The sequence below is a fragment of the Pseudomonas sp. ES4 genome (assembly GCF_050586665.1).
In the GTDB taxonomy this organism is placed as follows: domain Bacteria; phylum Pseudomonadota; class Gammaproteobacteria; order Pseudomonadales; family Pseudomonadaceae; genus Aquipseudomonas; species Aquipseudomonas frederiksbergensis.
Genome location: NZ_JBOBDO010000006.1, coordinates 57029 through 78956, shown reverse-complemented (window position 1 = coordinate 78956; position 21928 = coordinate 57029). Strand labels below are relative to the sequence as shown.

At 53.7% G+C, this 21928-nt stretch carries 24 protein-coding genes; 12 read left to right on the top strand and 12 right to left on the bottom strand.

All coding sequences use genetic code 11. The annotated features are described in order from the left end of the window. The first annotated feature begins 73 nt into the window (after positions 1 to 73). Positions 74 to 616 carry a hypothetical protein gene (locus tag ACQ4OB_RS09300; protein ID WP_430955562.1) on the top strand — a complete coding sequence of 181 codons (543 nt, stop codon included), beginning with the start codon at positions 74 to 76 and terminating at the stop codon, positions 614 to 616. A gap of 98 nt (positions 617 to 714) precedes the next feature. Here the strand turns inward: ACQ4OB_RS09300 and ACQ4OB_RS09295 are convergent, their stop codons facing one another. Together ACQ4OB_RS09295 and arsN2 are read right to left on the bottom strand one after the other, a co-directional pair. After that, positions 715 to 1728 carry an acyltransferase family protein gene (locus tag ACQ4OB_RS09295; RefSeq protein ID WP_430955561.1) on the bottom strand — a complete coding sequence of 338 codons (1014 nt, stop codon included), beginning with the start codon at positions 1726 to 1728 and terminating at the stop codon, positions 715 to 717. A gap of 417 nt (positions 1729 to 2145) precedes the next feature. Then, positions 2146 to 2595 (bottom strand): arsenic resistance N-acetyltransferase ArsN2, encoded by a 450-nt coding sequence (gene arsN2, locus ACQ4OB_RS09290; RefSeq protein WP_074878007.1) that lies wholly within the window; start codon positions 2593 to 2595, stop codon positions 2146 to 2148. A 160-nt stretch (positions 2596 to 2755) separates the two neighbouring features. Between arsN2 and ACQ4OB_RS09285 the strand changes: the two genes are divergently transcribed. The 3 genes from ACQ4OB_RS09285 to ACQ4OB_RS09275 all read left to right on the top strand — a co-directional run bounded on the left by ACQ4OB_RS09285 (position 2756) and on the right by ACQ4OB_RS09275 (position 4937). After that, positions 2756 to 3106 carry an ArsR/SmtB family transcription factor gene (locus tag ACQ4OB_RS09285; RefSeq protein ID WP_074878005.1) on the top strand — a complete coding sequence of 117 codons (351 nt, stop codon included), beginning with the start codon at positions 2756 to 2758 and terminating at the stop codon, positions 3104 to 3106. A 37-nt stretch (positions 3107 to 3143) separates the two neighbouring features. Beyond that, on the top strand, positions 3144 to 4214 hold the full coding sequence (locus tag ACQ4OB_RS09280; RefSeq protein WP_074878003.1) for a flavin-containing monooxygenase: 1071 nt from the start codon (positions 3144 to 3146) through the stop codon (positions 4212 to 4214). Positions 4215 to 4592: 378 nt separating this feature from the next. Further along, positions 4593 to 4937 carry a cupin domain-containing protein gene (locus ACQ4OB_RS09275; RefSeq protein WP_430955560.1) on the top strand — a complete coding sequence of 115 codons (345 nt, stop codon included), beginning with the start codon at positions 4593 to 4595 and terminating at the stop codon, positions 4935 to 4937. A gap of 57 nt (positions 4938 to 4994) precedes the next feature. Here ACQ4OB_RS09275 and ACQ4OB_RS09270 read toward each other — a convergent pair whose 3' ends face one another. Continuing rightward, positions 4995 to 5690 carry an FMN-dependent NADH-azoreductase gene (locus ACQ4OB_RS09270; RefSeq protein WP_430955559.1) on the bottom strand — a complete coding sequence of 232 codons (696 nt, stop codon included), beginning with the start codon at positions 5688 to 5690 and terminating at the stop codon, positions 4995 to 4997. Positions 5691 to 5797: 107 nt separating this feature from the next. On the opposite strand from ACQ4OB_RS09270, the gene ACQ4OB_RS09265 reads away from it, so the two are divergent. Both ACQ4OB_RS09265 and ACQ4OB_RS09260 read left to right on the top strand, forming a co-directional pair. Next, positions 5798 to 6652: a LysR substrate-binding domain-containing protein gene (locus ACQ4OB_RS09265; RefSeq protein WP_430955558.1), complete on the top strand. Its 855-nt coding sequence runs from the start codon at positions 5798 to 5800 to the stop codon at positions 6650 to 6652. Between the two features lie 48 nt (positions 6653 to 6700). Beyond that, a complete protein-coding gene (locus ACQ4OB_RS09260) occupies positions 6701 to 6943 on the top strand; it encodes a hypothetical protein (protein WP_430955557.1) in 243 nt (80 codons plus the stop codon). A 68-nt stretch (positions 6944 to 7011) separates the two neighbouring features. Here ACQ4OB_RS09260 and ACQ4OB_RS09255 read toward each other — a convergent pair whose 3' ends face one another. Further along, the gene (locus tag ACQ4OB_RS09255) at positions 7012 to 7455 is read right to left on the bottom strand and encodes a DUF6130 family protein (RefSeq protein ID WP_074877990.1); all 444 of its coding nucleotides are present in this window, start codon (positions 7453 to 7455) and stop codon (positions 7012 to 7014) included. Between the two features lie 188 nt (positions 7456 to 7643). Then, on the bottom strand, positions 7644 to 7916 hold the full coding sequence (locus tag ACQ4OB_RS09250; RefSeq protein WP_430955556.1) for a hypothetical protein: 273 nt from the start codon (positions 7914 to 7916) through the stop codon (positions 7644 to 7646). Positions 7917 to 8364: 448 nt separating this feature from the next. Between ACQ4OB_RS09250 and ACQ4OB_RS09245 the strand changes: the two genes are divergently transcribed. The 5 genes from ACQ4OB_RS09245 to ACQ4OB_RS09225 all read left to right on the top strand — a co-directional run bounded on the left by ACQ4OB_RS09245 (position 8365) and on the right by ACQ4OB_RS09225 (position 13399). Beyond that, positions 8365 to 9066, top strand: a complete 702-nt coding sequence (locus ACQ4OB_RS09245) for a hypothetical protein (protein WP_430955555.1) — start codon at positions 8365 to 8367, stop codon at positions 9064 to 9066. 655 nt (positions 9067 to 9721) lie between these two features. Beyond that, the gene (locus tag ACQ4OB_RS09240) at positions 9722 to 10540 is read left to right on the top strand and encodes a GIY-YIG nuclease family protein (protein WP_430955554.1); all 819 of its coding nucleotides are present in this window, start codon (positions 9722 to 9724) and stop codon (positions 10538 to 10540) included. A gap of 40 nt (positions 10541 to 10580) precedes the next feature. Beyond that, positions 10581 to 11561, top strand: a complete 981-nt coding sequence (locus ACQ4OB_RS09235) for a hypothetical protein (RefSeq protein WP_430955553.1) — start codon at positions 10581 to 10583, stop codon at positions 11559 to 11561. Between the two features lie 498 nt (positions 11562 to 12059). Then, positions 12060 to 12959 (top strand): STAS-like domain-containing protein, encoded by a 900-nt coding sequence (locus ACQ4OB_RS09230; RefSeq protein WP_430955552.1) that lies wholly within the window; start codon positions 12060 to 12062, stop codon positions 12957 to 12959. Further along, positions 12959 to 13399, top strand: coding sequence for a hypothetical protein (locus tag ACQ4OB_RS09225; protein WP_430955551.1), 441 nt, complete (start codon positions 12959 to 12961; stop codon positions 13397 to 13399). Before ACQ4OB_RS09230 ends, ACQ4OB_RS09225 begins: the two co-directional genes overlap by 1 nt. A gap of 303 nt (positions 13400 to 13702) precedes the next feature. Here ACQ4OB_RS09225 and ACQ4OB_RS09220 read toward each other — a convergent pair whose 3' ends face one another. Next, positions 13703 to 14470 (bottom strand): PP2C family protein-serine/threonine phosphatase, encoded by a 768-nt coding sequence (locus tag ACQ4OB_RS09220; protein WP_430955550.1) that lies wholly within the window; start codon positions 14468 to 14470, stop codon positions 13703 to 13705. Next, complete coding sequence (locus tag ACQ4OB_RS09215) at positions 14467 to 15222, bottom strand: serine/threonine-protein kinase (protein ID WP_430955549.1); 756 nt, start codon at positions 15220 to 15222, stop codon at positions 14467 to 14469. The genes ACQ4OB_RS09220 and ACQ4OB_RS09215 overlap by 4 nt, the downstream gene beginning before the upstream one ends. A gap of 382 nt (positions 15223 to 15604) precedes the next feature. Between ACQ4OB_RS09215 and ACQ4OB_RS09210 the strand changes: the two genes are divergently transcribed. Continuing rightward, complete coding sequence (locus tag ACQ4OB_RS09210) at positions 15605 to 16963, top strand: MATE family efflux transporter (protein ID WP_430955548.1); 1359 nt, start codon at positions 15605 to 15607, stop codon at positions 16961 to 16963. Positions 16964 to 17001: 38 nt separating this feature from the next. Here ACQ4OB_RS09210 and ACQ4OB_RS09205 read toward each other — a convergent pair whose 3' ends face one another. The 5 genes from ACQ4OB_RS09205 to ACQ4OB_RS09185 form a co-directional block, all read right to left on the bottom strand. Next, positions 17002 to 17703, bottom strand: a complete 702-nt coding sequence (locus ACQ4OB_RS09205) for a VIT1/CCC1 transporter family protein (RefSeq protein ID WP_074877979.1) — start codon at positions 17701 to 17703, stop codon at positions 17002 to 17004. A 69-nt stretch (positions 17704 to 17772) separates the two neighbouring features. After that, on the bottom strand, positions 17773 to 18744 hold the full coding sequence (locus ACQ4OB_RS09200; protein WP_430955547.1) for an FAD:protein FMN transferase: 972 nt from the start codon (positions 18742 to 18744) through the stop codon (positions 17773 to 17775). Beyond that, positions 18728 to 20908 (bottom strand): PepSY domain-containing protein, encoded by a 2181-nt coding sequence (locus ACQ4OB_RS09195; RefSeq protein WP_430955546.1) that lies wholly within the window; start codon positions 20906 to 20908, stop codon positions 18728 to 18730. Before ACQ4OB_RS09195 ends, ACQ4OB_RS09200 begins: the two co-directional genes overlap by 17 nt. A gap of 25 nt (positions 20909 to 20933) precedes the next feature. Next, positions 20934 to 21404: a DUF2271 domain-containing protein gene (locus ACQ4OB_RS09190; RefSeq protein ID WP_111448816.1), complete on the bottom strand. Its 471-nt coding sequence runs from the start codon at positions 21402 to 21404 to the stop codon at positions 20934 to 20936. 92 nt (positions 21405 to 21496) lie between these two features. Beyond that, complete coding sequence (locus tag ACQ4OB_RS09185) at positions 21497 to 21820, bottom strand: PepSY domain-containing protein (protein WP_430955545.1); 324 nt, start codon at positions 21818 to 21820, stop codon at positions 21497 to 21499. Positions 21821 to 21928: the final 108 nt, after the last annotated feature.

Sequence of the window (21928 nt, the reverse complement as noted above, 5' to 3'; positions counted from 1 at the left end):
CGGTCGCAGGACTTGAACTGTCTGGGGCTTAAAGCGTCATAACCATTGCGATATCAACCCTATGGAAGCCATCATGCTTTTGAAGAATAAGAGTCTCATTGCTGTTATGTCCTGCGCCTTGATGCTGGCAGCCGCTCCATTACTCCCTGTTGACCTGTCCATCATGAGCTCCGCCTCTGCGAAAGACGGTGGTGGTGGTGGTGGTGGTGGTGGTGGTGGTGGTGGTGGTGGTGGTGGTGGTGGTGGCGGCGGCGGTAATGGCGGTGGTAACGGGGGAGGCAACGGCGGTGGTAATGGCGGTGGCCACGGCGGCGGTACAGGCGGCGGCCATAGCGGTTCAGGTCACTCCGGCGGCGCTAACAGTAACGGCCAGGGCAAAGGACTGAGCAGCGATCATGCCGGCAAGGCTGTTCGCGACCATGGTGAAAGCGGAAACCACTATGGCAATGATCGCGGTGATCAGGGCCATGGCCAAACGACTTCAGGTATCGCTCAATCCAAAGATACTCGCGGCGTGACCAAGGCCCGTGCAATCTCGACCTCGACTCCAGGCGATCACAACACCAAAGGGTTGAGCAAAGCCGGAACGTCGGTATCGAAAAAATCCCATGATTAGCCATAACGGCTAACAAGAAAGTACACCCAAAACGGGCGCCCACAAGGCGCCCGTTTTTTCGTTTGTTCCGTTGCTTGAACCGGCAATCGACTCGGGATTCAACTGACCGAGGTAACAGACTGGTTAGCGACTTTCTTGGCAAATCGCTTACCAAAAGCAATCCACCATTTTTCATAATAAAAGGTCGAGATATGCGCGGTGATAAAAATGGCGGCGAACAACAAAGGGCGCTTCAAATATTTTATGACGGTGTCTCCGCTACCCAGCCAGGTATGTATTAGCAGCGGATGAACAACGTAGAGCGCATACGAGATAGTGGCGATATAAAATAGAGCGCGATTATTCAGAAGTTGGGCAATCAGTGTCCGGCTATTGAGTAACGTGCTCCCCACCATTGCTGCGGCAAGGTAGGGGCGCAAGTAGTTCATGAAGCCCGCATCGGGATGACAGGACAAAACAAATAGAAGGCCTAAAGATACTTGGGTGATCCAAGTTTGTGCCGGAAGTTTGACAAGGATATTGCCCAGTCTGTTGTTATATATCAGTGCCAGTATGCACCCGGAAAGTATTTCGTCGATGCGGTAATAAGTGTTGATTGCGACATGGACTTCATTCATGACTCGATACATCGTGACGGCAATGCAGAGAACCGGGATCAGCAGTATCCACTTGTTTCTCATCAAAACCACCAGCAAAGCGATGGCGAAATAAAACTGGACCTCCATGCACAAACTCCATAGGTGGCCGTTGACACTGCCAAGCCACATGGGCGGCCAGTTGGCGACGAACAGAAAGTTTGCGATGTAGGCATCCGGAGTGCTGTTCATGACGGGTAAGGCAATGAGCATGTACAACCAGGCGAGCGGCACAACCCGAAAGATTCTGCGGATTAAAAAATCAACGACGCTGCTGTTATTGAGCAGGAAATTTGTAATCAGAAAACCCGACAGGGTAAAAAATATAGCCATTCCCATAACGCCTGCGGCGGCATTGAATTGCCAAGCCTTTGGGCTGAGTGGTAGCAGGTGACACGCCAGGACAAGCAGGATGCTTATGCCGCGCCATCCATCAAGTACGCTGAATCGAGAGCCTGCTACGGAACTATTATTCATATTGGCATCCCGCTCTTGGGTCGATAGAGGGCATCCGATAAAGGCAGTGCTGCGACTGAAAACTGTCTGAATTCATATAAAAACCCAGTAGTTGCAGCAGTGAAGAACACATGAAAGCAGACCATTTAAGCCTGTAGTCTAGGACACCTTTTGCACTTCACCCTTTACGCCATGAAAAAATTCCAGCCGCAAGGAGTTGGTTAAATGACCGGGTTTTTGACGTTGCTTGTTTGACGTTGTTTAACAGCATGGCGATAAGTGAAGGCCCGCCTTTTTGGTAGGCGGCTTTTGGCCGATTTTTGCCTGTCATGACTGACTGAACTCGACCCATAGCTGCCGATCAGCAGAGGCAGAAACCGGCCAAGTGCGGACATACACTCACAACACGGATCCCGTCCATAAACGCGAATTTACGGGCTACTTCGTAACAACCGCGTTGCCTAACGACTTTCGTAGATAGGTTGCCGATGCAGGACACAAATGCTTGAACTGGACGGTTTGCCTGATAACGACCGGCGCATTACCCCTATCGAAAACTTCATACCCATTGGCTGTAAAAAATCCCGTAGCGCTTTGAGTTAACAAGTGCAACCGAAGCGCACCCTGGGAGGCAGCATTTCGTTCCAGTTCAGACAGCACAGCTTTGCCCAGTCCTTTCCCACGATGTAAATCACAAACGACCAGTGAGCGAAGCAGCATGTCCTGATTAGAACCCTCCAGCCCGCCGTACGCGATCCATTTTCCGTCTATCTCAAAACGGAAAAACTGCCGCCCCGGATCCCTTACATCATCAAAGGGCAATGCTGCTTGACTCAGAGCCTCACGGAGCTGACTCAATCCGTTCGCCTCGATTTTAAACATCTGCATTATCGGCCCTTCTATAGCTCCCAAAGCCCTCAAGGCTAGCAGACTTAGCCGCTGTAGCCTTGTCGCCTGTCCACGACGCGGTATTGGTCGCTTGGGATCTGTTGTTGACGTCTATTCGGCGAATTGACGTGTGCATAGATATGCACATATAGTCATCCGCATGACGAACCGAACCTCTATACGTTCCCGGGCAATTGATGCAGCAATCGACTCTCTCGATGGAGCCTTCTTCAAAGCTCTTTGCGAGCCGTCGCGGGTAGCTGTGCTCAAGCGAGTCATGCTACTGGGGCGTGCGGATATCGCCGAGATTGCCGAAGGGGTACCTCAAGAGCGATCTGTGGTATCTCGTCATCTGCAAGTGCTATCAGAGGCGGGCATCGTCCGTGCTACCAAGGTCAGCCGGCAGATGTTCTATGAGGTGGATGGGGCGGCGGTGGTGACACGGCTCGAAGCTATTCTCCAGCATATGAAGAGTCTGGCCCCGTTTTGCTGCCCTAGTGGGTCAGAGTAGTTTTTTATTATCATAATATATGCATGAGTGCGCATACATGAATGTAATTAATGAGCCCATGGATGCCATCGTTATTGGTGCGGGCCAAGCTGGGCTCGCGTGCGGTTGGCATCTGCAGCAGCAGAGCCTCAGGTTTCTCATCCTGGATGCCGAGAGCCAGCCAGGTGGAAACTGGCGCAATTACTACGACAGTCTGAGACTTTTTTCCCCTGCTGCTTACTCATCGTTACCTGGGATGCCTTTCCCAGCTGAAGCCAAGCATTATCCGCTACGCGATGAAGTCGTACGTTACTTGGAGCAGTACGCGGACGCTTTCCAGCTACCCATTCGGCAGAACATACGAGTCCAGAAAGTGCGTAGGGAGGATGGACTATTTTTGCTTCAGGCATCTGATGGTCAGTGTTTCTGCTCAAAAGCATTGATCGTTTGCACTGGCGGATTCAATCAGCCGTTCATCCCTGATATTCAGGGGCTGGAGAGCTTTCGCGGGCAACGTTTACACAGTGCTGATTACCGAAATGTCGACGGCTTCAGTGATCAACGAGTTGTGGTCATAGGTGCGGCCAACTCAGCTGTACAAATTGCCCATGAGTTGGCTCAAGTCAGCAGCGTCGTATTGGCGACAAAGGAATCGATTCGATTTTTTCCGCAAAAGATCCTCGGTGTGGATTTTCATGCTTGGCTCAAGTGGACAGGGATGGAGAAGACTCGTTGGCTGAATGATCAAAGTACCCCCGTACTGGATGATGGCACCTATCGTCGAGCCATGAAGCAGGGACTTTTTGAGCGTAAGCTGATGTTCACGGAGGTAACGTCAACGGGTGTGATCTGGGCCGATGGGCAGCACACCGAAGTGGACAGTTTGGTTTTCGCGACCGGATATCGTCCGAACCTTGGTTTTTTGTCAGGCTTACACACGGGGGCCAATGGGAGCCTGGCTCAGCGCAATGGGCAGGCGGAGCACGTACCGGGTTTGTATTTTTTGGGATTGCCGAAACAGCGTAACTTTGCTTCGGCCACCCTCAGGGGCGTTGGGCCAGATGCTTCTCACATCATCTCCAGCTTGATGCGCTTCGTTCACAATACATCGCACCCAGTGTTCGCTTAATACCGGGTATCGACGTTTTTCAAATTGACGCTGCGTCTACGGGAACATCGTCATTGTTTGCCTTTTTGCGTAATCGGCAGACGCCAAGTGGCGATGAAGCACAGCAACAGAAGCCCACACAACACGCCAAGTAGTACCGATCCTCCGAAACTTTCCAAAACGAAAGCTGCGGGCCTAAACAGCGCCAATGGAGAGTACCGCAAGCGATTGTGAGGATGCCGTTACCTGCCGGAATTGCCGATCATGAAATGTCCGCTCCTGGCCGATGACAGCCTGTCGCGCAGCAATGCAATCGACCCTTTGTCGCCTCCCGCCTGATCACGCCTTTTGGGGTCTCTACTTCTAGCTAGGCCCTGTACGTACAGAGGAGCGCGCGCGATGAGCAATAAACAGGCTGTACCTGAAACGAAAGGCGTTACGGTGCAGTTACTCGCAACGATTGACCTGGGGCCTGAGATCGAGGGGATGGCAGGGCGCCAACTCAGGATGCGTAAGGTGACCATCGAGCCCGGAGGTGTCTTCGGGCCGATTCACAACCATATCGACAGACCAGGCACCGTCTACATTCTGCAAGGCACGATCACGGACCATCGCAATGGCGTCGCCACGGACTATGGACCGGGAGTGGGCTGGCCCGAGGACAGGAACACCACCCACTGGCTTGAAAATAGAGGCACGATTGCGGCGGTGGAGATCTCGGTCGATATCGTCAGGCAAGCGTAAGTACGCCTCACTTGAACTGCGCAACCCGTCAGTACTGACTCGGGCGGGGAGTGGCGGCTATTCAAGCTTTTCGGTTTGTAATGAATCGATGTGCAACCGTGAGGCCTGAAGCGTCGGCGACAAAGTGTCTGCCAGGCGCCTGGCCTGCTGAGTCGCGTCCTCACGCGCGCGCAGGTCAACGTCTTCCCCCAGGATGGTTTTCTCCACAATCACCGAATGCACATCCGTGACGCCGATAAAGTTCAGCCAGGCTTCCACATAGGGCTTCTGGAAGTCGAAGCGCTCCGCCGGGGTGCTCGACTGCGCCGAAAAATCCAGGCCGCGGGCGTACATCACCACGGCGAGTTTGTTGTGCAGCATGCCTTCCAGACCGCGTTCCGGGTCAACGCTGAACAGGATGTCTTTCTGCGATACCAGGTCGATGAAGTGCTTGAGTTTGTAGGGGATGCTGAAATTCCACAGCGGCACGGACATCACCAGCACATCCGAGCGGTGCAGGTGACTGGCCAACGCTTTCAACGTGTTCCAGGCGTCTTGTTGTGCAGAGGTCAACGGCGTGCCATTGAGCCCGGCGTACTTGGCCTCCATGGCCAGATCATCGAACTCCGGCAGCGTCATGTTCCAGAGGTCGAGGGTGATGATTTCGGTGTCCGGGGTGTTGGCTTGATAACGCGCAATGAAACTGCGGGCGACTTCAAAGGACGCCGAACGCTGTTTGCGTGGAGAACACTGAATATGCAGAAGAGTCGTCATGACACACCTTGAATGATGAGGAGGGCTGGGCAGGTGTGAGCATTGCAACATAGTTGAATTTGAAATATAAATCGTAAATTCAGACTCAATTGATCACGTATAAAACTATGTTCGACCCTCTGCTGCTCAAAACCTTTGTCACCGTCGTCGATGAAGACGGCTTCAGCCGTGCCGCCCAGAAGCTGCACCTGACTCAGTCGGCGGTCAGTGGCCACGTGCGGCGATTGGAAGAACAGATTGGCAAACCCCTGTTGACGCGCACCACCCGTTCCCAGCAACTGACGGCCGATGGCGAACGCCTGGTCTCTTATGCGCGCACGATCCTCGCGCTGAACCGCGACGCCTGGACCGACCTCACACGCACACCGTTTCACGGGCGATTGCGGATCGGCGTGTCCGAAGATTTTGTCGAGCCTCGATTACTGCGCACGGTCCAGGATTTCGCAGCGCAATACCCCGGGATGAAGATCGAAGTACAGGTGAATATTCCGGGTACGTTACTGGCGCTGATGAAGCAGGGGCATCTGGACGTGGTCATCGGTTCGCTGTGCGAAACCAGCGAAACGGGGCTGTTGCTATGGCAAGAACCGTTGGTGTGGGCCTGGTCGGCGCAACCCGTCGCTGGGTTACCCACGCCGTTGCCGCTGGCCCTGTTCCCCGAGCCGTGCCCTTATCGCGAGGCCGCGCTGACCAGGCTGGCACAGGCGGGAATCGCCCAGCGCACGGCAATGTTGTGCAGCAGCACCGCCGGATTACGGGCGGCGGCCCTGGCAGGCTTCGCGGTAGCGCCCATGCCACTGAGTCAGTTGGGGCAAGGACTGGCGGTGATTGGGGCAGAACAAGGGTTGCCGGATTTACCGGATGCGCAATGTCGGCTGTTCACCTCGCCTGACGCGGATCAGGCGATTGTGGCGGCGGTTACTCAGATGATTGTGGAGTACTGCTCGAAGCGGAGGGTTTAATTGTGATTGTTTAAGTAGGTGTCACCTTTTATCCGACTGGAGATTCACATGTCCGAAATTACCCAACTGGTCATTGCCCTGGTGCTGTTCTTTCTGTTCGATCGGTTTCTCAAGCCGTATCTGCTGCGCAAGTGGCTAGGGGTGGTGCTGGTGGCGGCTGGTGCGGTCGGCTGCGTTGCTGCAAGCCAGATCCGCGTGTTGGGCTTTGATCTGGGGTTGCTGTCAATCTTTGCCGTGGCGCTGGGCGTGGGGTTGTTCCTGAAGCGGCGGCGGTTCGAGCAGTTCGGCTGAAGAGAAGGAGGGGTTTATCTCGCAGTTGGCAGACAAGGGCATGACCCAAACAAGTCAGTCCCCGTTGATCATGGTTTTTTCTCTGGAACGATAAAACTCACTTCCGTACTGGTCAGGACCTTATGACTCGGATCAGCCACTTCAAGAAGAACCTTGTGCGGGCCGGGCGTCAGCCCGACCAAAATAATCGGGTCTTCACTGGTGTGCGCCCAAGTCCCTTTCCAATCGTCGACGGTCACGTGAAGGTGACTCAGACGTGGTGACACCTCAACCGCCTCTTTGCCAAATACCGGCATGATCCTCGCGTGCTCTGCCCGATACTGGATGATGACAACGCCCCGGGCGAGCGGCGCGGCGAGCGGCGGATAGGCCATGAGTGTTGGCCCCGCCTCGGATTCCAGCGGGAGTATTGCCGGTGGGTGATCGGTGTCGGCTACCTGTTGGCCCCATGCGGCAATGCAAACAAACAGGCCCAGAGCAAGGGCGGATAGATTTCTGAGGGCCAGGGGCATGGTGTTTATCTCCCGCGTGATCTTATTCAAGGCTAGATCAAATCGGGCAGTTGTCCTGGCTTCCGGAGAAACAATGACTTCCTATGCGGTCTTTGCCTTTCTGAGGCAGGTCAGTCGTCTGTTGGGGGCTAGGGACCACTTTGATCATGGATACAAAAAACGGGCGCCATTGAGGCGCCCGTTTTTACTTACTCCTTCGCCTGCGCTCGCAAGCGTCGACCGATCACGTCCATCAAGTCACAGCCGTCGCGTAACGGAATGGCCAGCAGTTTGGAGAAGTCCGACAGCACTACCGTGTCGCAACCGAGTTCGGCGCGGAAGGCGATGTTTTCCAGCACCTGCGTGACCGTGCGAATGCGGTAATCGGCCATGGCTTGCAGGACGTCGAGTGGGGCTTGGGTGTCGATGAGGATGGAAGCCGGGATCAGGTCGATTCCGGTGAGGGGCATGTATCTTTCCATAGGTGAAGCTCCGAATCAGATTTGTGGGGACCGATTCGATCAGCAGGTCGCCAAACCTGGTCGCGTTGTGGGCGACGGGGTGACTATAGTTTTTATCGCTGCATGGGGAATAGGGGCGATTTCCGAGGTTGCTGTAGGACCGGTATGGAAAGCAGGCGTGATACTGGAGAGCACTTAGGCTCACAGCATCGCAGTCGTTCAAGGCAGGCAGCGTTCGCCGAAAGTAGTCTTTGGTGAACGGCCGGTATCGGCCAAAAGCGGACGGTCATCGCGCGGCGGTAACAGATCTAGTGGCTTGCCAGTCTTGCTCTGATGGGAGCTCCAAGCTGGGACTGCCAGCTTCGAAACGAGCATGACTGCTGGGACAGATGGCGAGTTAATAGGTGCCAAAAGACCCGGAATTGCTTGCCATATGGCATAGTGTCGCTTTGATATCTAGGCCGCTCGAATGGAACTTAAAGAAAGCCGCGAAGCGTATTCCTACCCTTTTGTCGGGCTAGCCGGCACCGTCTCCCAACACATGCATATTGAGTTCAACACGTCGTCGGAATTGGATGAGTATCACCATCAGTTGCTGCGTTCGACGCAGGATGAGCAGTTATTGCTGGGCTATCTAAGCGTGCTGTATTGGGGGCACTACGCGACGTCCAAGGGAAATACGAACCGCGCTCGTGCCTTGTCTAAAGTGCAGACAGCCATCAATGGGTCGAGCTTTCTGCGCCTGGGGGAAAATCGTAGGCGGCGTGGTCTTGTCGACTTCGTTCCCGGTGAGGCCGTCCGCTTGTTGCGCGAGGCAGCGAGTCTCGTGGATTCGGGGCGGTACGGCGAGGCAGTACGTGTTCTGTGTTCTTTGCCACAATTGCAGTTCGCGTTTGCGTCGAAAATAGTTGCATTTCTTGCTCCAATCACATGCGGCGTGATCGACTCAGTAATTGCCCATAAGCACCCCATATTTGGATTCAAACTAAATGGAAAATACGTAAGAACCGAAACCGAAAATTTTCAGCACTACCAAACGTATTGCAGCATGCTGTTAGCGAGAGCTGAGACACTTAATGAATTGGGACCAAAGGCGCACTGGACTGACCGGGACGGACAGACCTATCCCTGGCGCGCTTTGGACGTTGAGCGTGCGTTTTATGGTCGGTAGTAAGTTGGGTACGCAATGGCGTTGGGGCAGTTGCAGATCGGTGCAAGGCATCCCATCTTGTTTTTCTTTTACGTATAGTCCGTCGACAGCGAGAATTCTATGACAGAACCGTGGCATTGGAGCGAGACAGGTGATACTGCCTACTTCTCCACGAGACGAGGTACCGGCTATAGGGTCTGTTTCTTCCCAGTACCTGCAAACGCAACACCGGCGGGAGTTCCGACATGGAGCGTTTCGTTTGCGCTTCAGAAGGATAACTCCGTAAAAGTTACGGGTGCCGGATCAGCGCACGAAGTTTTCAAGACCGTCCGCATGATCATCGTCGAGTTCTCTAAAAGCCAGCCGGGCCGTGGTCTTTGCTTCTCTGCAGATCAAAGCAGCGATGCACGAGTTAGTCTTTACGCCCGATGTGCAAAGCTTCTCGCCTGCCAGCTACAAATGACAGTTCAAGAGCGGACCCGCTTTGATACCAACCAAATCGTCCACTGGCTAGCGCCCCGCCAGACGCTTTAGCCTTTCGATAAACGCGGTGACTGAATTGCTCAGCCAGATGAGTTGAGACAACTGACTCGCAGAGGCTTATCGGTATGCAACTCAGAATGGATAAAGTTTTGCGAAAATTCAGTCCAGCAGAAAAAGTAAGTAAGGGCTTGAGATGATTGGTGCAGAAGTCGAACTTTCAGAAATTATCCCAGAAACCCTTCTCGAAAAGGTTGATATTCATCTTGCGACAAAAGTAGGCGAATTCACCTCTCTGGATGTGTTTCGGAAGGACATGGCTGCTTGGCCGACAGTCTTTAAAAAAATCGCTACTCCCCAAAGCATCAGCCGCGATACGATAATTTCATTAGTGGAGTTTCCTTCACAACGCAATATCTGGTTATTTGCAGGCTTCATTGATATTTGGGGGAGCGCAAAAAAGGGTATTGATGCTCGTCATCGGCACGAACTAAAAGGCTTGATCGGCAGATTAAAATTAAAATTTAAGCGAGGAGGTGCCTCCAAACCCTTCCTGAAGGGTGAGAGGCACTTAGAAAACATTAGTGTGTTTGAAATTTTGCGTGAACCCTTCACTGGAGAACCGTTCCCAGGGTACGAGAATATCAACATAAGCTTTCGCCAACTCCGAGCGCTGACATACGATAACCCCTCAGACTGGGTGGCTGCACTATCTAGTATCAAAGGGATATACCTAATCGCTGACAATGCGACAGGAAAAAAATATGTTGGATCGGCGTATGGCGAGCACGGTTTGTGGTCAAGATGGACGTCTTACGCTAAGGCTGGACATGGCAACAATATTGAGCTGCTCCGGTTGACTAAAGAAATGGGGCCAGATTACGCTCTTGATAACTTCTCAATCAGCTTGCTGGAATACCATCAAAAGAGAGTTGATGATAAAACAATAATCTTAAGAGAAGGTTTCTGGAAAGCCGCTCTCTTGACCCGAACTCATGGCTACAATAAAAATTAAAGATCATCACCCCGCCAATTTTTCATAGCAGGCATACGAAATGGATTTGAGCACTCTTTATGAAAAAACCACAGAAGACCTGATCGATAAAAAAGAGGCAGGCTCTTTAGAAATACTCTACGACTACTTAGAGAGCCATGGATACACCGTTTCATTTCGGTACAGTCGGTGCCCGAAAACTTCTGAAATCGAGCGAAGATTTTATCTTTTTAATTATCACTGCGGAGAAAGCGCATCGCTTGGATTTTTATCCGAAACAACCGAAGAAAAACTTAAAGACGACGTCATTGCCAGCTTGAAGGCTGAATATTGCAACATGAGTCGACAATACTTCGAGGTTGTTGATCAGCTTGACACAATGTATGAGCTGTCATCAAATCTGCCGCTTGTAATGTCTTATTGCAAGCTGGCTGACGACGACTCATTCATGGAGTTTTACGAAAGAGCCATCTTGCCGTCCATAAAATTCTTAGAGAGAGAACTCAAGAAAACAAAAAGCGGAAGGAAGGAATGCTACAAATACGAAAAGCTAGTCGGCATATTCTTAAACATTTATTTCTTGGCTGCCGGCTTTAAAGTTTCTTACCAACAAGCAAACGCATCTAACCAGCACCGAAGAGACTTTTTCGTCAGAGCCAAAATCTCTGATGATCAAAATTTCAATAACCTCCTAAACGAAACCAAATCAAAATCAATAGTTGTGGAATGCAAAAACTCATCTGTAAGAAAGCAGTTTATTGACGCGGTAAATCAAGTCGAGAGATATTCTCGCGCTTCCGGCTTTGGCAAACTGGCGATAGTTTTAATAAGGAAAAAGTGTGAAATATTCAAAATAACAGACTACCTTAACAGCACTTGCATCATCATGGTCATGGATGATTCTGATATCAGTAAGTGGCTAATTAATATCGAGCTATCCTTTAATTTTTACAAAAGCCACAAAAATAGAGTAAGGCTGCTACAAGACATCAACGGCTGCGGAGATTTCTACGAGAGATACCAAGAAATTTGTGAGCGATAATTTTTATTAAATCCTTGCTTCTTTCAAACAATGACATTGCAATAGTTGACCTCAAATTATCGATGGCACAACCCGTCAAGATGCCGAGCCAGCCAGCATCTAGTCAGCGAGCTGGCCGCTTGGTTATTTAACATCCTTAGCTTCAATTGCCGAAGCTTGGTGTAGTTTGTTGATGGGCTGTCTGAAGCGATTCAATTTAAGACTAGGTTAGGTCACGAGTGTCCTTGGATCGTTGCCACTGGCCAATAGGATTTGTTCGGACGAGTGACCGCTTTTGACCGTTATCTGACCATCTTGAAGGGCAGATAACGGTCGATTGCTGTCCTTCGTGATAGGCAAAATTTTGCCCAAAGCAGACTGTCTATTGAGTAGAAATTTCTATAAATTAGTCTGGAAAATCTGAAGATACTCACCCTTGCCCTATGCGATGCTACTCGATATATCAGAAAAAACCAGGCCATGCCCCTGGCATTTAAATTGACAAGCGATGGAGTAATCATGGAAGTTAAGAAATGGGCTTGCTTAAGGGTGGACTTAAGTATTGCTGTGGAGGTTGTGGATGCAGTTGCTGCACATGTCAATAATCTTGATCGCGCACGCACCCAAGCGCTTTATTCTACCATAACAGAACTGGTAGCCAATATTACACAGCATGCTTACCCGGATAACTTTAAGCCAGTGCAAGATCTCGCTTGTGAGATTGCCATATGTGAAACCGCAAGCGGATCTCTGGTCATTACTGTATTGGACTACGGTGTAACCATTCCACAGTCAATTCTAAATGAGATATCGAAAGAGCATGACCTGACGATAAGTTCGCATACTAAAACTGACGTCCAGATAATTGCCGATGCGGTTTTTTCAACTAAATCGTCGACCAATCAGCCAGGGCGAGGGCGTGGGCTTAACTCAATTTTCGACTTTATTTCAAAGGGTTTCTTGCAATCTATAAAAATATCCAGTCGTCGCGGAACTCTATATTGCACAAACGAAAAAAATGAACTCTCTGCTGATACAACTCTGAGAGCTGGTACCTCGGTCGAGATTGTGATTTTTCCAAAAACCGTTCCAGCTGAGCTCTTACAACATGGAGAAATAGATATTGCCAACGAGTTCAGTAAATATCCTGCCGGAAGATATTTAGCCGATGGCGCACACTCTGCAGAAGCATTTCTTAATGATTTCTTGTCGCCAGCTTTAGAAAAATACCAAACAGTTACTGTGAGTCTAGATGGTACATATGGATATGGAGCCTCTTTTCTGGAAGAAGCATTCGCGGGATTAATAAGGCACGGACACTCCGCATCAAGCTTGAAAGGGAGATTGAATCTGATCTCAAATGAGGATTTTCACCTACCACATCAAGTTTGGACGTACATTGACGAGGCAAATAAATAATGAGTGCATACGCCATAAGTGTTAGTTCAGCGATTATTGGCGCGGTGGTAGCAGTGATAACTAACTACTGGCGCACTAGGTACACAGTTAGATCTCAGGATTTCTCAAAAAGGATAGAAGAGCTTTGCAAATTGATTGGCGAGCTTGAGGTCGCCGCATGTAAATTTTGGGCCCAAAAAAAGGAGGCCGAACCTCATGATAAACAATATATTCTTGGTTTGCAGGCAAAACTTTCGCTGTTAACCAATTATTTAGATGGGCAGTATAGAGGCTTTAGCACTCAGATTATATCAAAGCCGCTATCTGAATTTTTCGACGGCTGCTCAGGAGGTGATTTTGATGATTGTAATTTCTCGGACCCTCAGCGTATCAGACGAATTATGGTCGACGGCGAGAAACTTAAAATAAAGCTTATGGAAACTAGAGGCGGTCTTTATTGAAAGATAAGCAAATCCCTTTATATACAAAACCGTATGTAATTAACCGCCTGCAAACTTGTTCCCAAGCAACCGACTTCTTTAGAATGGGGGGGCGCCGGTCACCACAAGCCTGGGCCCAAGGCAGCTATTGACTAGCAATAGCGATGAGGCGTGGCCATGGTTACTGATGGCAACAGTTAACTATGGCTAAGCCGAAGAGCACGATCATCCGTATCACATGCTCGGCTTGCTAGTTTATGTAGATAAACTATCTGGCTGCATTATAAGTCTGATGCATAATGCAGCCAGATGTTTGCATGCAGCCTAATCAAACAATTCAAGCTGGGATTTTATTGTCAACTTAACGGCTATCAGAGAACAGTCGTCGGTGGGTTCCAATCGAATAATACGTCTGCGCAGGTTTGCCGCAAACCGGTTTGGATCTTCCAAAGTACTTTCCAAAAAACGAGGTCTTAATTCCCAAGAATGATAAGCTCCATCTGACATTATGAACAAGCTCACACTTCCATCCTGTGCGCAAATTTCATCGTAACTCAAGAAAGCTTCTTGGAAATGGAGGTTGATTTTTTTTGATATAGCTGAAATCAGGGTGTTTTTGCCGCTGGCTTCTTTGAGCTCGGAAGGTTTATATAACCCTTCGTCTATAAGCTTTTGGTGTTGGGTATGATCTTTAGTAACCTGCAGAAGCTTGCGGTCATCTTTTAGATAAACTCGGCAGTCTCCGATATGACCAATCTTTATTCCTTTCTCTCCCGCATAGCAGAACGTCAAAGTCGTAGCTGCATCAAAGTAGCTAGGATTTTCGATGGTCAGGTTTGAAACACGAACTTTTATCTGTTCGAAAATTTTCTCGACAGCATCAGAACTTTCGAACGCTGCGGATTGCAAACTTGTCAAATATTCGATAGCAGACTCGGACGCGCTGCTTGCCCCGGCATACGACCCTACGCCATCTGCTATAGCCATCAAAAAACCACTACCTACCTTGCGTGGTGGCAAAATAGAATCTTCGTTTTTTCGCGCAGGTTCTTTGGGGAATGAGAACGCACTTGAGCTTAATAGCTTAATCATTTGCTTTCTCCGATGGCGGCAACAAATTCATTTCGCATTTCTTGCACTTCTGAATAGCGATCAGGAGGCCGCCGAGCAGTGCTCTTCTTAAATACTTCATGGATGCCTGGATTGTCTAACATATCCAAATCCTCTAAGAGAACACCTAGTGCAAAAATATCTGTTCTTTTGCTATATTCCCCTGCGATCCCTATCTCTGGCGCCATGTATTTAGCTGTGCCCATTGCTGTCGCAATTTTTGTGATAACTTCGGACTCGGAACTTTTATCTAAGTTCTTAACTAACCCAAAATCAGACACCTTATAGACGTCGTCCTTAAATCTAAGAATGTTAGATGGTTTTATATCGCGATGGAGATAATCCAAAGAATGCAAATATATAAGGCCATCCGCGACCATTAGAAGCACATCGATTTTTTGAGCGGCAGTTAAAATGCCTTTGTCAATATCTTTCTGTAGATCTCCGGCCGCTAGATCCATAATGAACCATGGCTGATCGGACTTGAGGTCGCACAGATAAATGTGGGCTACATTGGTGTGCACACAAGAGGCTTGGTATGATACCTCTCGTGCAAAACGTCTTCGGAACTCATCCCGAAGATCAGGTTCCAGATCGTTGAGGGACTTGCGGGCGTACTCACCGCATCTATTATCGGCAATGTTGAATAGCTCAATTTTTTCAACAAATCCAAAGCCTCCTTCTCCAATTTTCTCGATTATTCTGTATTTGTAGTTTCCGTGATAGCCATCCATTCCCTGATCCACGCTTTATAAAAAATTCAACCGATTAAATTGAAACGAGATGCTGAAGATATTGTGTAGCGTCAGCTATATATGCTCATTGTGATGTCATCATGCCATAATTTGCTGTGCAGCGTGTCTACCTGAGAAGCCCACTGACAGCTCTTTTTTCAGGAGCATGGCTAGCCTGGCTGGATCCACCATTCGCTACAAGCCTGCGGCAGTAGCCAAACGATCTGAATTGCCCCGGTTTCCTGCGTGTTTGAATGACCGCTTCTGGGCCGATTGAAGACCATTAGTCATCCTACCCAAATTTGTGAATGGGATCGGGTGGTGCCTAGCCCCCTAGCGTAGAATTTCCAAAACACGAGCCCACCCCCGAGACGGACCCTCAATGCAAACCCCCGCCACCCAACACTCCCTCTGGAAAACCTACCTCCTTTTCCTCGCCCCCATGGTCCTCTCCAATTTCCTCCAATCCATGTCGGGCACCATCAACAGCATCTACATCGGCCAAATGCTCGGCACCCAAGCCCTGGCCGCCGTCTCCGGCATGTTCCCAATCGTCTTCTTCTTCATCGCCCTGGTCATCGGCCTCGGCGCTGGCGCGGGTGTACTCATCGGCCAAGCCTGGGGCGCCCGTGAGCCGCATCTGGTGAAAACCATCGCCGGCACAACTTTGCTGTTAGGCGCAATGATCGGCCTGACAGCAGCCGTACTCGGCAGCGTATTCGCAAGGCCAGCCCTGGAAGGTTTGGGGACTCCGGCCGACGTTATCGACGACGCCGTGTCCTACGCCCACGTGATGATGTGGATCATGCCGTCGCTGCTGGTGTATGTGCTGTTCACTCAACTCCTGCGCGGGGTGAGCGATACGATGTCGCCGCTGATTGCGTTGCTGGTGTCGACGTGTATCGGGTTGGCGCTGACGCCGGCGTTGATTCGCGGTTGGTTCGGGTTGCCGATGATGGGGATTCAGAGTGCGGCGTATGCGGGGTTGGCGGGTAATTTGTCGGCGATGGGGTGGCTGGCGTGGCGGTTGATTCGCAAGGGGCATCCGTTGGCGCCGGATCGGGAGATGTTTGCGGCGATGCGCCTGGACCTGGTGATTCTCGGCAAGGTGTTGCGCATCGGGTTGCCGACCGGGTTGCAGATGGTGGTGTTGTCGGTGTCGGAGCTGGTGATTCTGGCGTTGGTGAATCAGCACGGTTCGCAGGCGACGGCGGCGTATGGCGCGGTGACGCAGATCGTCAATTACGTGCAGTTTCCGGCGTTGTCGATTGCGATCACGGCGTCGATTCTCGGGGCTCAGGCGATTGGGGCAGGGCGGCTTGAACGCATGGGGCCGATTCTGCGCACGGGGCTGTTGATCAATGTGTGCCTGACCGGTGGTTTGGTGGTGTTGGGTTATCTGTTGTCGCACTGGTTGATGGGGTTGTTCCTCACGGATGATTCCACCCGGGCGAAGGCGGAGCATTTGTTGCACATCATGCTGTGGAGCCTGTTGGTGTTCGGCTTCCAGGCGATTGTCGGCGGCATCATGCGCGCCAGCGGCTCGGTGCTGGTGCCGATGGCGATTTCGATTTTTTGTGTGGTCGGGGTGCAGTTGCCGGTGGCGTATGTGCTGGACGGGCACTTCGGGTTGCAAGGGGTGTGGATGGCGTTTCCGGTGGCGTATCTGGGGATGCTGGTGTTGCAGACGGCGTATTACAAAATGGTCTGGCAGCATCAGAAGATCGAGCGGTTGGTCTAGGGGCACGGGCGCCCCTTTGTTTTTGCAGGGCGCCCCCTCTAGACCACTGCGCCAAACAAGTGCCCCACCAGTGCCGTAATCCCCATGGCCAGAGCCCCCCAGAATGTCACCCGCCAGGCGCCGGTCAGAACCTTGGCCCCGCCTGCCTTGGCGGCAATGGCGCCCAATGTCCCAAGAAACACCAATGACATGACCGATATCCAGGGCCCGACGCTGTGCTGCGGCGCGAAAAAAGTCACGGCCAGAGGCAACGCGGCACCCACCACGAAACTGGCGGCGGAGGCCAGGGCGGCCTGCAAGGGTTTGGCGGTGAGGGTGGCGCTGATGCCCAGCTCGTCCCGGGCGTGAGAGCCCAATGCGTCATGGGCCATCAATTGATCGGCCACTTGATGCGCCAGTTCGGGTGATACGCCGCGATGCATGTAGATGTTGGCGAGTTCGATGTGTTCGGCTTTCGGGTCGCTCGCCAGTTCTGCCCGTTCGCGGGACAGATCGGCGCGCTCGGTATCGGCCTGGGAGTGCACGGAAATGTACTCGCCAGCGGCCATGGACATGGCGCCGGCCATCAGCCCCGCCATACCGGTGACCAGCAACGTGGCGTGGCTGGCGTTGGCGGCCGCGACGCCGATCAGCAGACTGGCGGTGGAGACGATCCCGTCGTTGGCGCCCAGGACAGCGGCGCGGAGCCAGCCGATACGATCGCTTCGGTGTGCCTCGGTGTGCCTGTGCATGAATTTCATTGTTTAACGGGACTCCCTGTCATTGGGCGGTTCAAGTAGGACGGGTTCCAAGCGGTCCGGCAATCGGCGTCAGCGGGTTTCAATCTGCGCCTGCAACTGGCCGCCGACAATGGATATTTCTTTGAATTGTTCACCCTCGCGCAGCACGAACAACGCGTCCATCCCGCGCTCCTGAGCCAGGCGCGGGCCCTCGGTTTCGCCCAGGACCATCAGCGCCGTGGCCCAGGCATCGGCGAGCATGCACGAGGCCGCCACCACGGTGACGGCGGCAAGCGGGTTGCACAGCGGCGCGCCGGTCGCCGGGTTCATGGTATGAGCATAGGACTGACCGGCCACGTCCACCCAATGTCGATAGTCCCCGGAGGTCGCGATAGCGGCATCGCCAAGTTCCATCACGCCCATGACTTCCCGCACGCCCCGGTTGGGCTTTTCCAGGGCCACGACCCAGCACTGGCCGTCAGGTTTGACGCCCCGGGCGCGCATCTCGCCATCGATGCCGACCAAGTAGCGGGTGATGCCCAAACCCTCCAGGCAACGCGCCAGTTCATCCACGCCAAAACCTTTGGCGATGCCACTCAAATCAAGGTTCAGCGGCATGCGCTTGCGCACCTGATTGCGTTGCGCGTCAACCACCAACGCGGCGCTGGCTAACAGCCGGGCGTGGGACGCAATCGTGCCGACCGCCTGCTCTGTGACCGTCTGCTCCCCGGGGCCGAACCCCCAGGCGTTAACCAGATCACCGACAGCGATGTCGAAGGCGCCGCCGGATTGCTGACTGACACGCAACGCAGCAGACAGCACCGTGGCCAGTTCCTTGGGCACGGCCACCCATTCCTGCTCGGGGGCGGCGTTGAGGCGGTTGAGGTCCGAGTCGGGTTTCCAGGTGGACATTTGCTGGTCCACCCGGGCCACGGCGTGCGCCAGGCGATGGCCAACGTCGTCGGTATCGATCCCGGCCCCGGCATAAAACAGGGCGGTGTAGCGGGTGCCCATGGTTTCGCCGTTCAGGCTATAGCGCAGCAACTCAGTAGACGTCTTCACGGTAGCGTCCTTGTGCCTTGAGCGTCAGCACACTCAGGTTCAGAGGTGCCAACACTTCATCGAGGGCCTGCATCACGCCTTTGGCCATTTCGCGGCTGCCGCACACCAGCACCTGGGCACCTTTTTCAATCAGTCGGCGCAAGGCCAGGGCATCGCCGATCAACCGGTCTTGTACGTAGCTGCGGTCCTGAACCTGAGAGAAGGCGGCGCGCAGTGCCGTGAGGCGTCGGTCCGACAGGTATTGGTTGAGCTCCGGTTCATAGAGGAAGTCCGAGTCAGGGTTGCGCCCGCCCCAATACAGGTGCATCGGGTGTCGGGCCTTGTTGTTGCGGATAAAACCGGCCAGGGGACCGATGCCGGTACCGGCGCCGATCAAGATCACCGGGTGCGTGCCCGATGCCGGCCGAAATTGCGGGTTGGGCTGGATAAAGGCTTCGATCTGCGCGCCGATGTCCAGGCCATGAAGGAATTCCGAGCACATGCCGCCGTTGTGTTTACGCACACAGATCTCCAGCACGCCATCCTGCGAACCGCTGGCCAGCGAGTAGAAGCGAGGGATCGGGCTGCCCGGAGGCAGAATCCCGACCAGGTCGCCGGCCAGAAACTCCGGCAGCTCGCCGCAGGCTTTGAAGCGCAGTATGTGGGTCGGCGCATTCACCTGTTCGCCATAGGCAATCCGCTCTGTCAGCTGCAATTGATGGGTACGCGGCTGCTGCGGGGTGTGAACCAGCGTCAGGTCCTGCCCCAACACTTCGCCCAACGCGTGGCCCCAGCGCGCAAACTCCTGAGAGGATTGGCGGTTGATGGTTTCCAGCTCCAGCAATGGCGAGCCACCGGCCTGCAACATTGCGTCCTGCACCTGATGGGCGTACTGACAGAACTGCGCAAACTGGCGGTCGCCAAAGCCCAGCACGGCAAAGGGCAGGCCAGGCTTGAGGCCGGTTTTGCCCAGCCGGGCCAGGAACTGCGAAGCCGAGGCCGGCGCATCGCCGTCACCATGGGTCGCGGTGAGGATGAACACCCGTTGGGCATTGCGGTAATCGCCAACCCATTCATTCATCGCCGCGCTATGCACCTGATGGCCGCTTTGGTGCAAGGCTTCATGCAAGGTGTTGGCAAAGCCCCAGGTGCTGTTGTTTTCACTGCCCACCAGAATCACGCTGTCGGCGCAGTGGGCAGGGCTGTTGTGGCGGATGTTCGGGCCAGCCTTGCGGCGGCGCCACCACAACAGGATGCCGGTCACGCTCATCAATGGCACGCAGAGGGCGCAGAGCCCCAGCGGCAGACCCAGCCACCAGAGGCCTTCGCCGGTGTGCAACTGATAGATCAATTCGTAGAGGTTGTGCATCGAGTCATGGGCTTGATAGGACAACAAGGCGCCGCTGGCCTGATCCACGTAGCCGTCGCCCTGGGCCGTGCGCAGGGAAAACACATCGTGCGGGTTGCCAGGGCTTGGGTAGACCAGCTCGCGCAGGTCGTTCAGGTCGGTGGCCTGCAAGGCTTGCAGCTTCGCCACCGGCAAGGCCGGGCCGGCGCTGACGTGGGCGGGGAAGGCGGGCTCACTCTGACTGCCGTCGGCGATAAAACCAAAGGTGGTGGCGGACATGTAGAGCCCGCTCAATGCCGACAGCAGCAGCCCGAGCAAGGCCAGTCGCCCGACTTCAGCATGCCAGCGCTGGCTGAAGGTGCCGCGCAGTGGCCGCAGCAGGTTGCGCCAGCCACCCAGGCGTCGGGCCAGCAATAGCGCACCGGACACCGACAGCATCAGCATGAACAGCGCGCCGACACCCGACACACCATGGCCCGGCGTACCAAGGAACATCGAGCGGTGCAGCTCTTTCACCCAACGTGAGAACGCGGAGGGCTCGTAAGGGGCGAGGCCTTGGCCGGTCAGTGGGTCGACCTTTTGCGCCCCAGCCTGGCCGTTCTGGTTGTAGTAGACGATGACCGTCCCGGACGCTGTGCGCTGGATCTGCTCCACGCCGGGAAAGTGGCTGGCAACGCGCCCGGCCAGTTGGCCGACGTTGAGTTGTCCGGCAGGAGTGGACGTGCTGTGCAGGCGTTCCAGCGCCGGGTCGACAGACAGGATCGCGCCGCTGATGGCCAACAACATGACCAACAGGGCGGCGATCAGGCCAGGTAGGGAATGGAACTGGCGAAGCATGTTCAGCCTCCAGTAATGGCGGGTGCTACAGATCGTAAGTAAAGGAGTCGACGTAGGTACTGCCGGTCGCTGGCTTGCCTGCACCCTTGGACGTCAGGGGTACGCTGACATCGGCGCGGGCGTCACGTTTGTCCTCGACGGCGCTGTCGATGCGGATCTGATACCCCGCATCAATCAGGGTGTCTGCCAGTTCGACGCTGACTTTGAGCGTGCGCCCACTGCCGACACTGGCGCCGCTGACCCCGTCAAACTCGCTTGGGTTCATCCCGCTGCCACGGGCCCAGTCGCCCAGGTGCTTGTAATATTTGGCCTTCTTGCCGGCCACCCAGAGGGTTTTCTGGTATTGGCCATTGGCGTCGGTGACGTAGATCGCCAGGTAGGCATCGTTGCCGCTGTAGTCCTTGAGCTGTGTGGTCAAGGTCACTTCACGGGCCTGGGCCAGCCCCGGCAGGGCAATGGCGCCGACGAGGCAAGTTGCTGCGATGATCTTTTTCATGGCGGTGTCCTTTTGATCGTTAGGTCGAGAGCCTGGACCTGCTTGCTGACAGCAACCTGAAACGCAGGAAAAACTCATCGACAGGTGAGGCGTCATTCGCTGAGCGGAGTGCCGAGGTAGTCCCTGGCATCGCCGTCGTCCCGGAAATGGATCTCGAGGGTGTGCAGGCGCAGCGATGCCGGTGAATAGCTGGCTTCGATGGCATTACCCTTGCGGTCCAAGCCCTTGAGCTCGTAACAACCGTCGTCGACCTTGATGCGCTGCACGCTCCAGCCGTATTGCCGCTCAACCTGCTGGCGCAAGGTTTCGCGCGGTTGCCAGTCGCTCACCGGGTCGCTGCAGTCGTCATCGGCCAGGGTGTAACCGCTGAGCAGCAGGCTCAACAGCGCGGCGTTGGCAATAAAACCTGATTTCATGATCTGTCTCCTGCCGAGGTCGGCGTCTGTGACATACCCTAAGGTGCATTCCTGACAACCAGCTGAATCTTCAGATTCACGTCAGGTAAGGCGTTTAAGGTGCTGCAC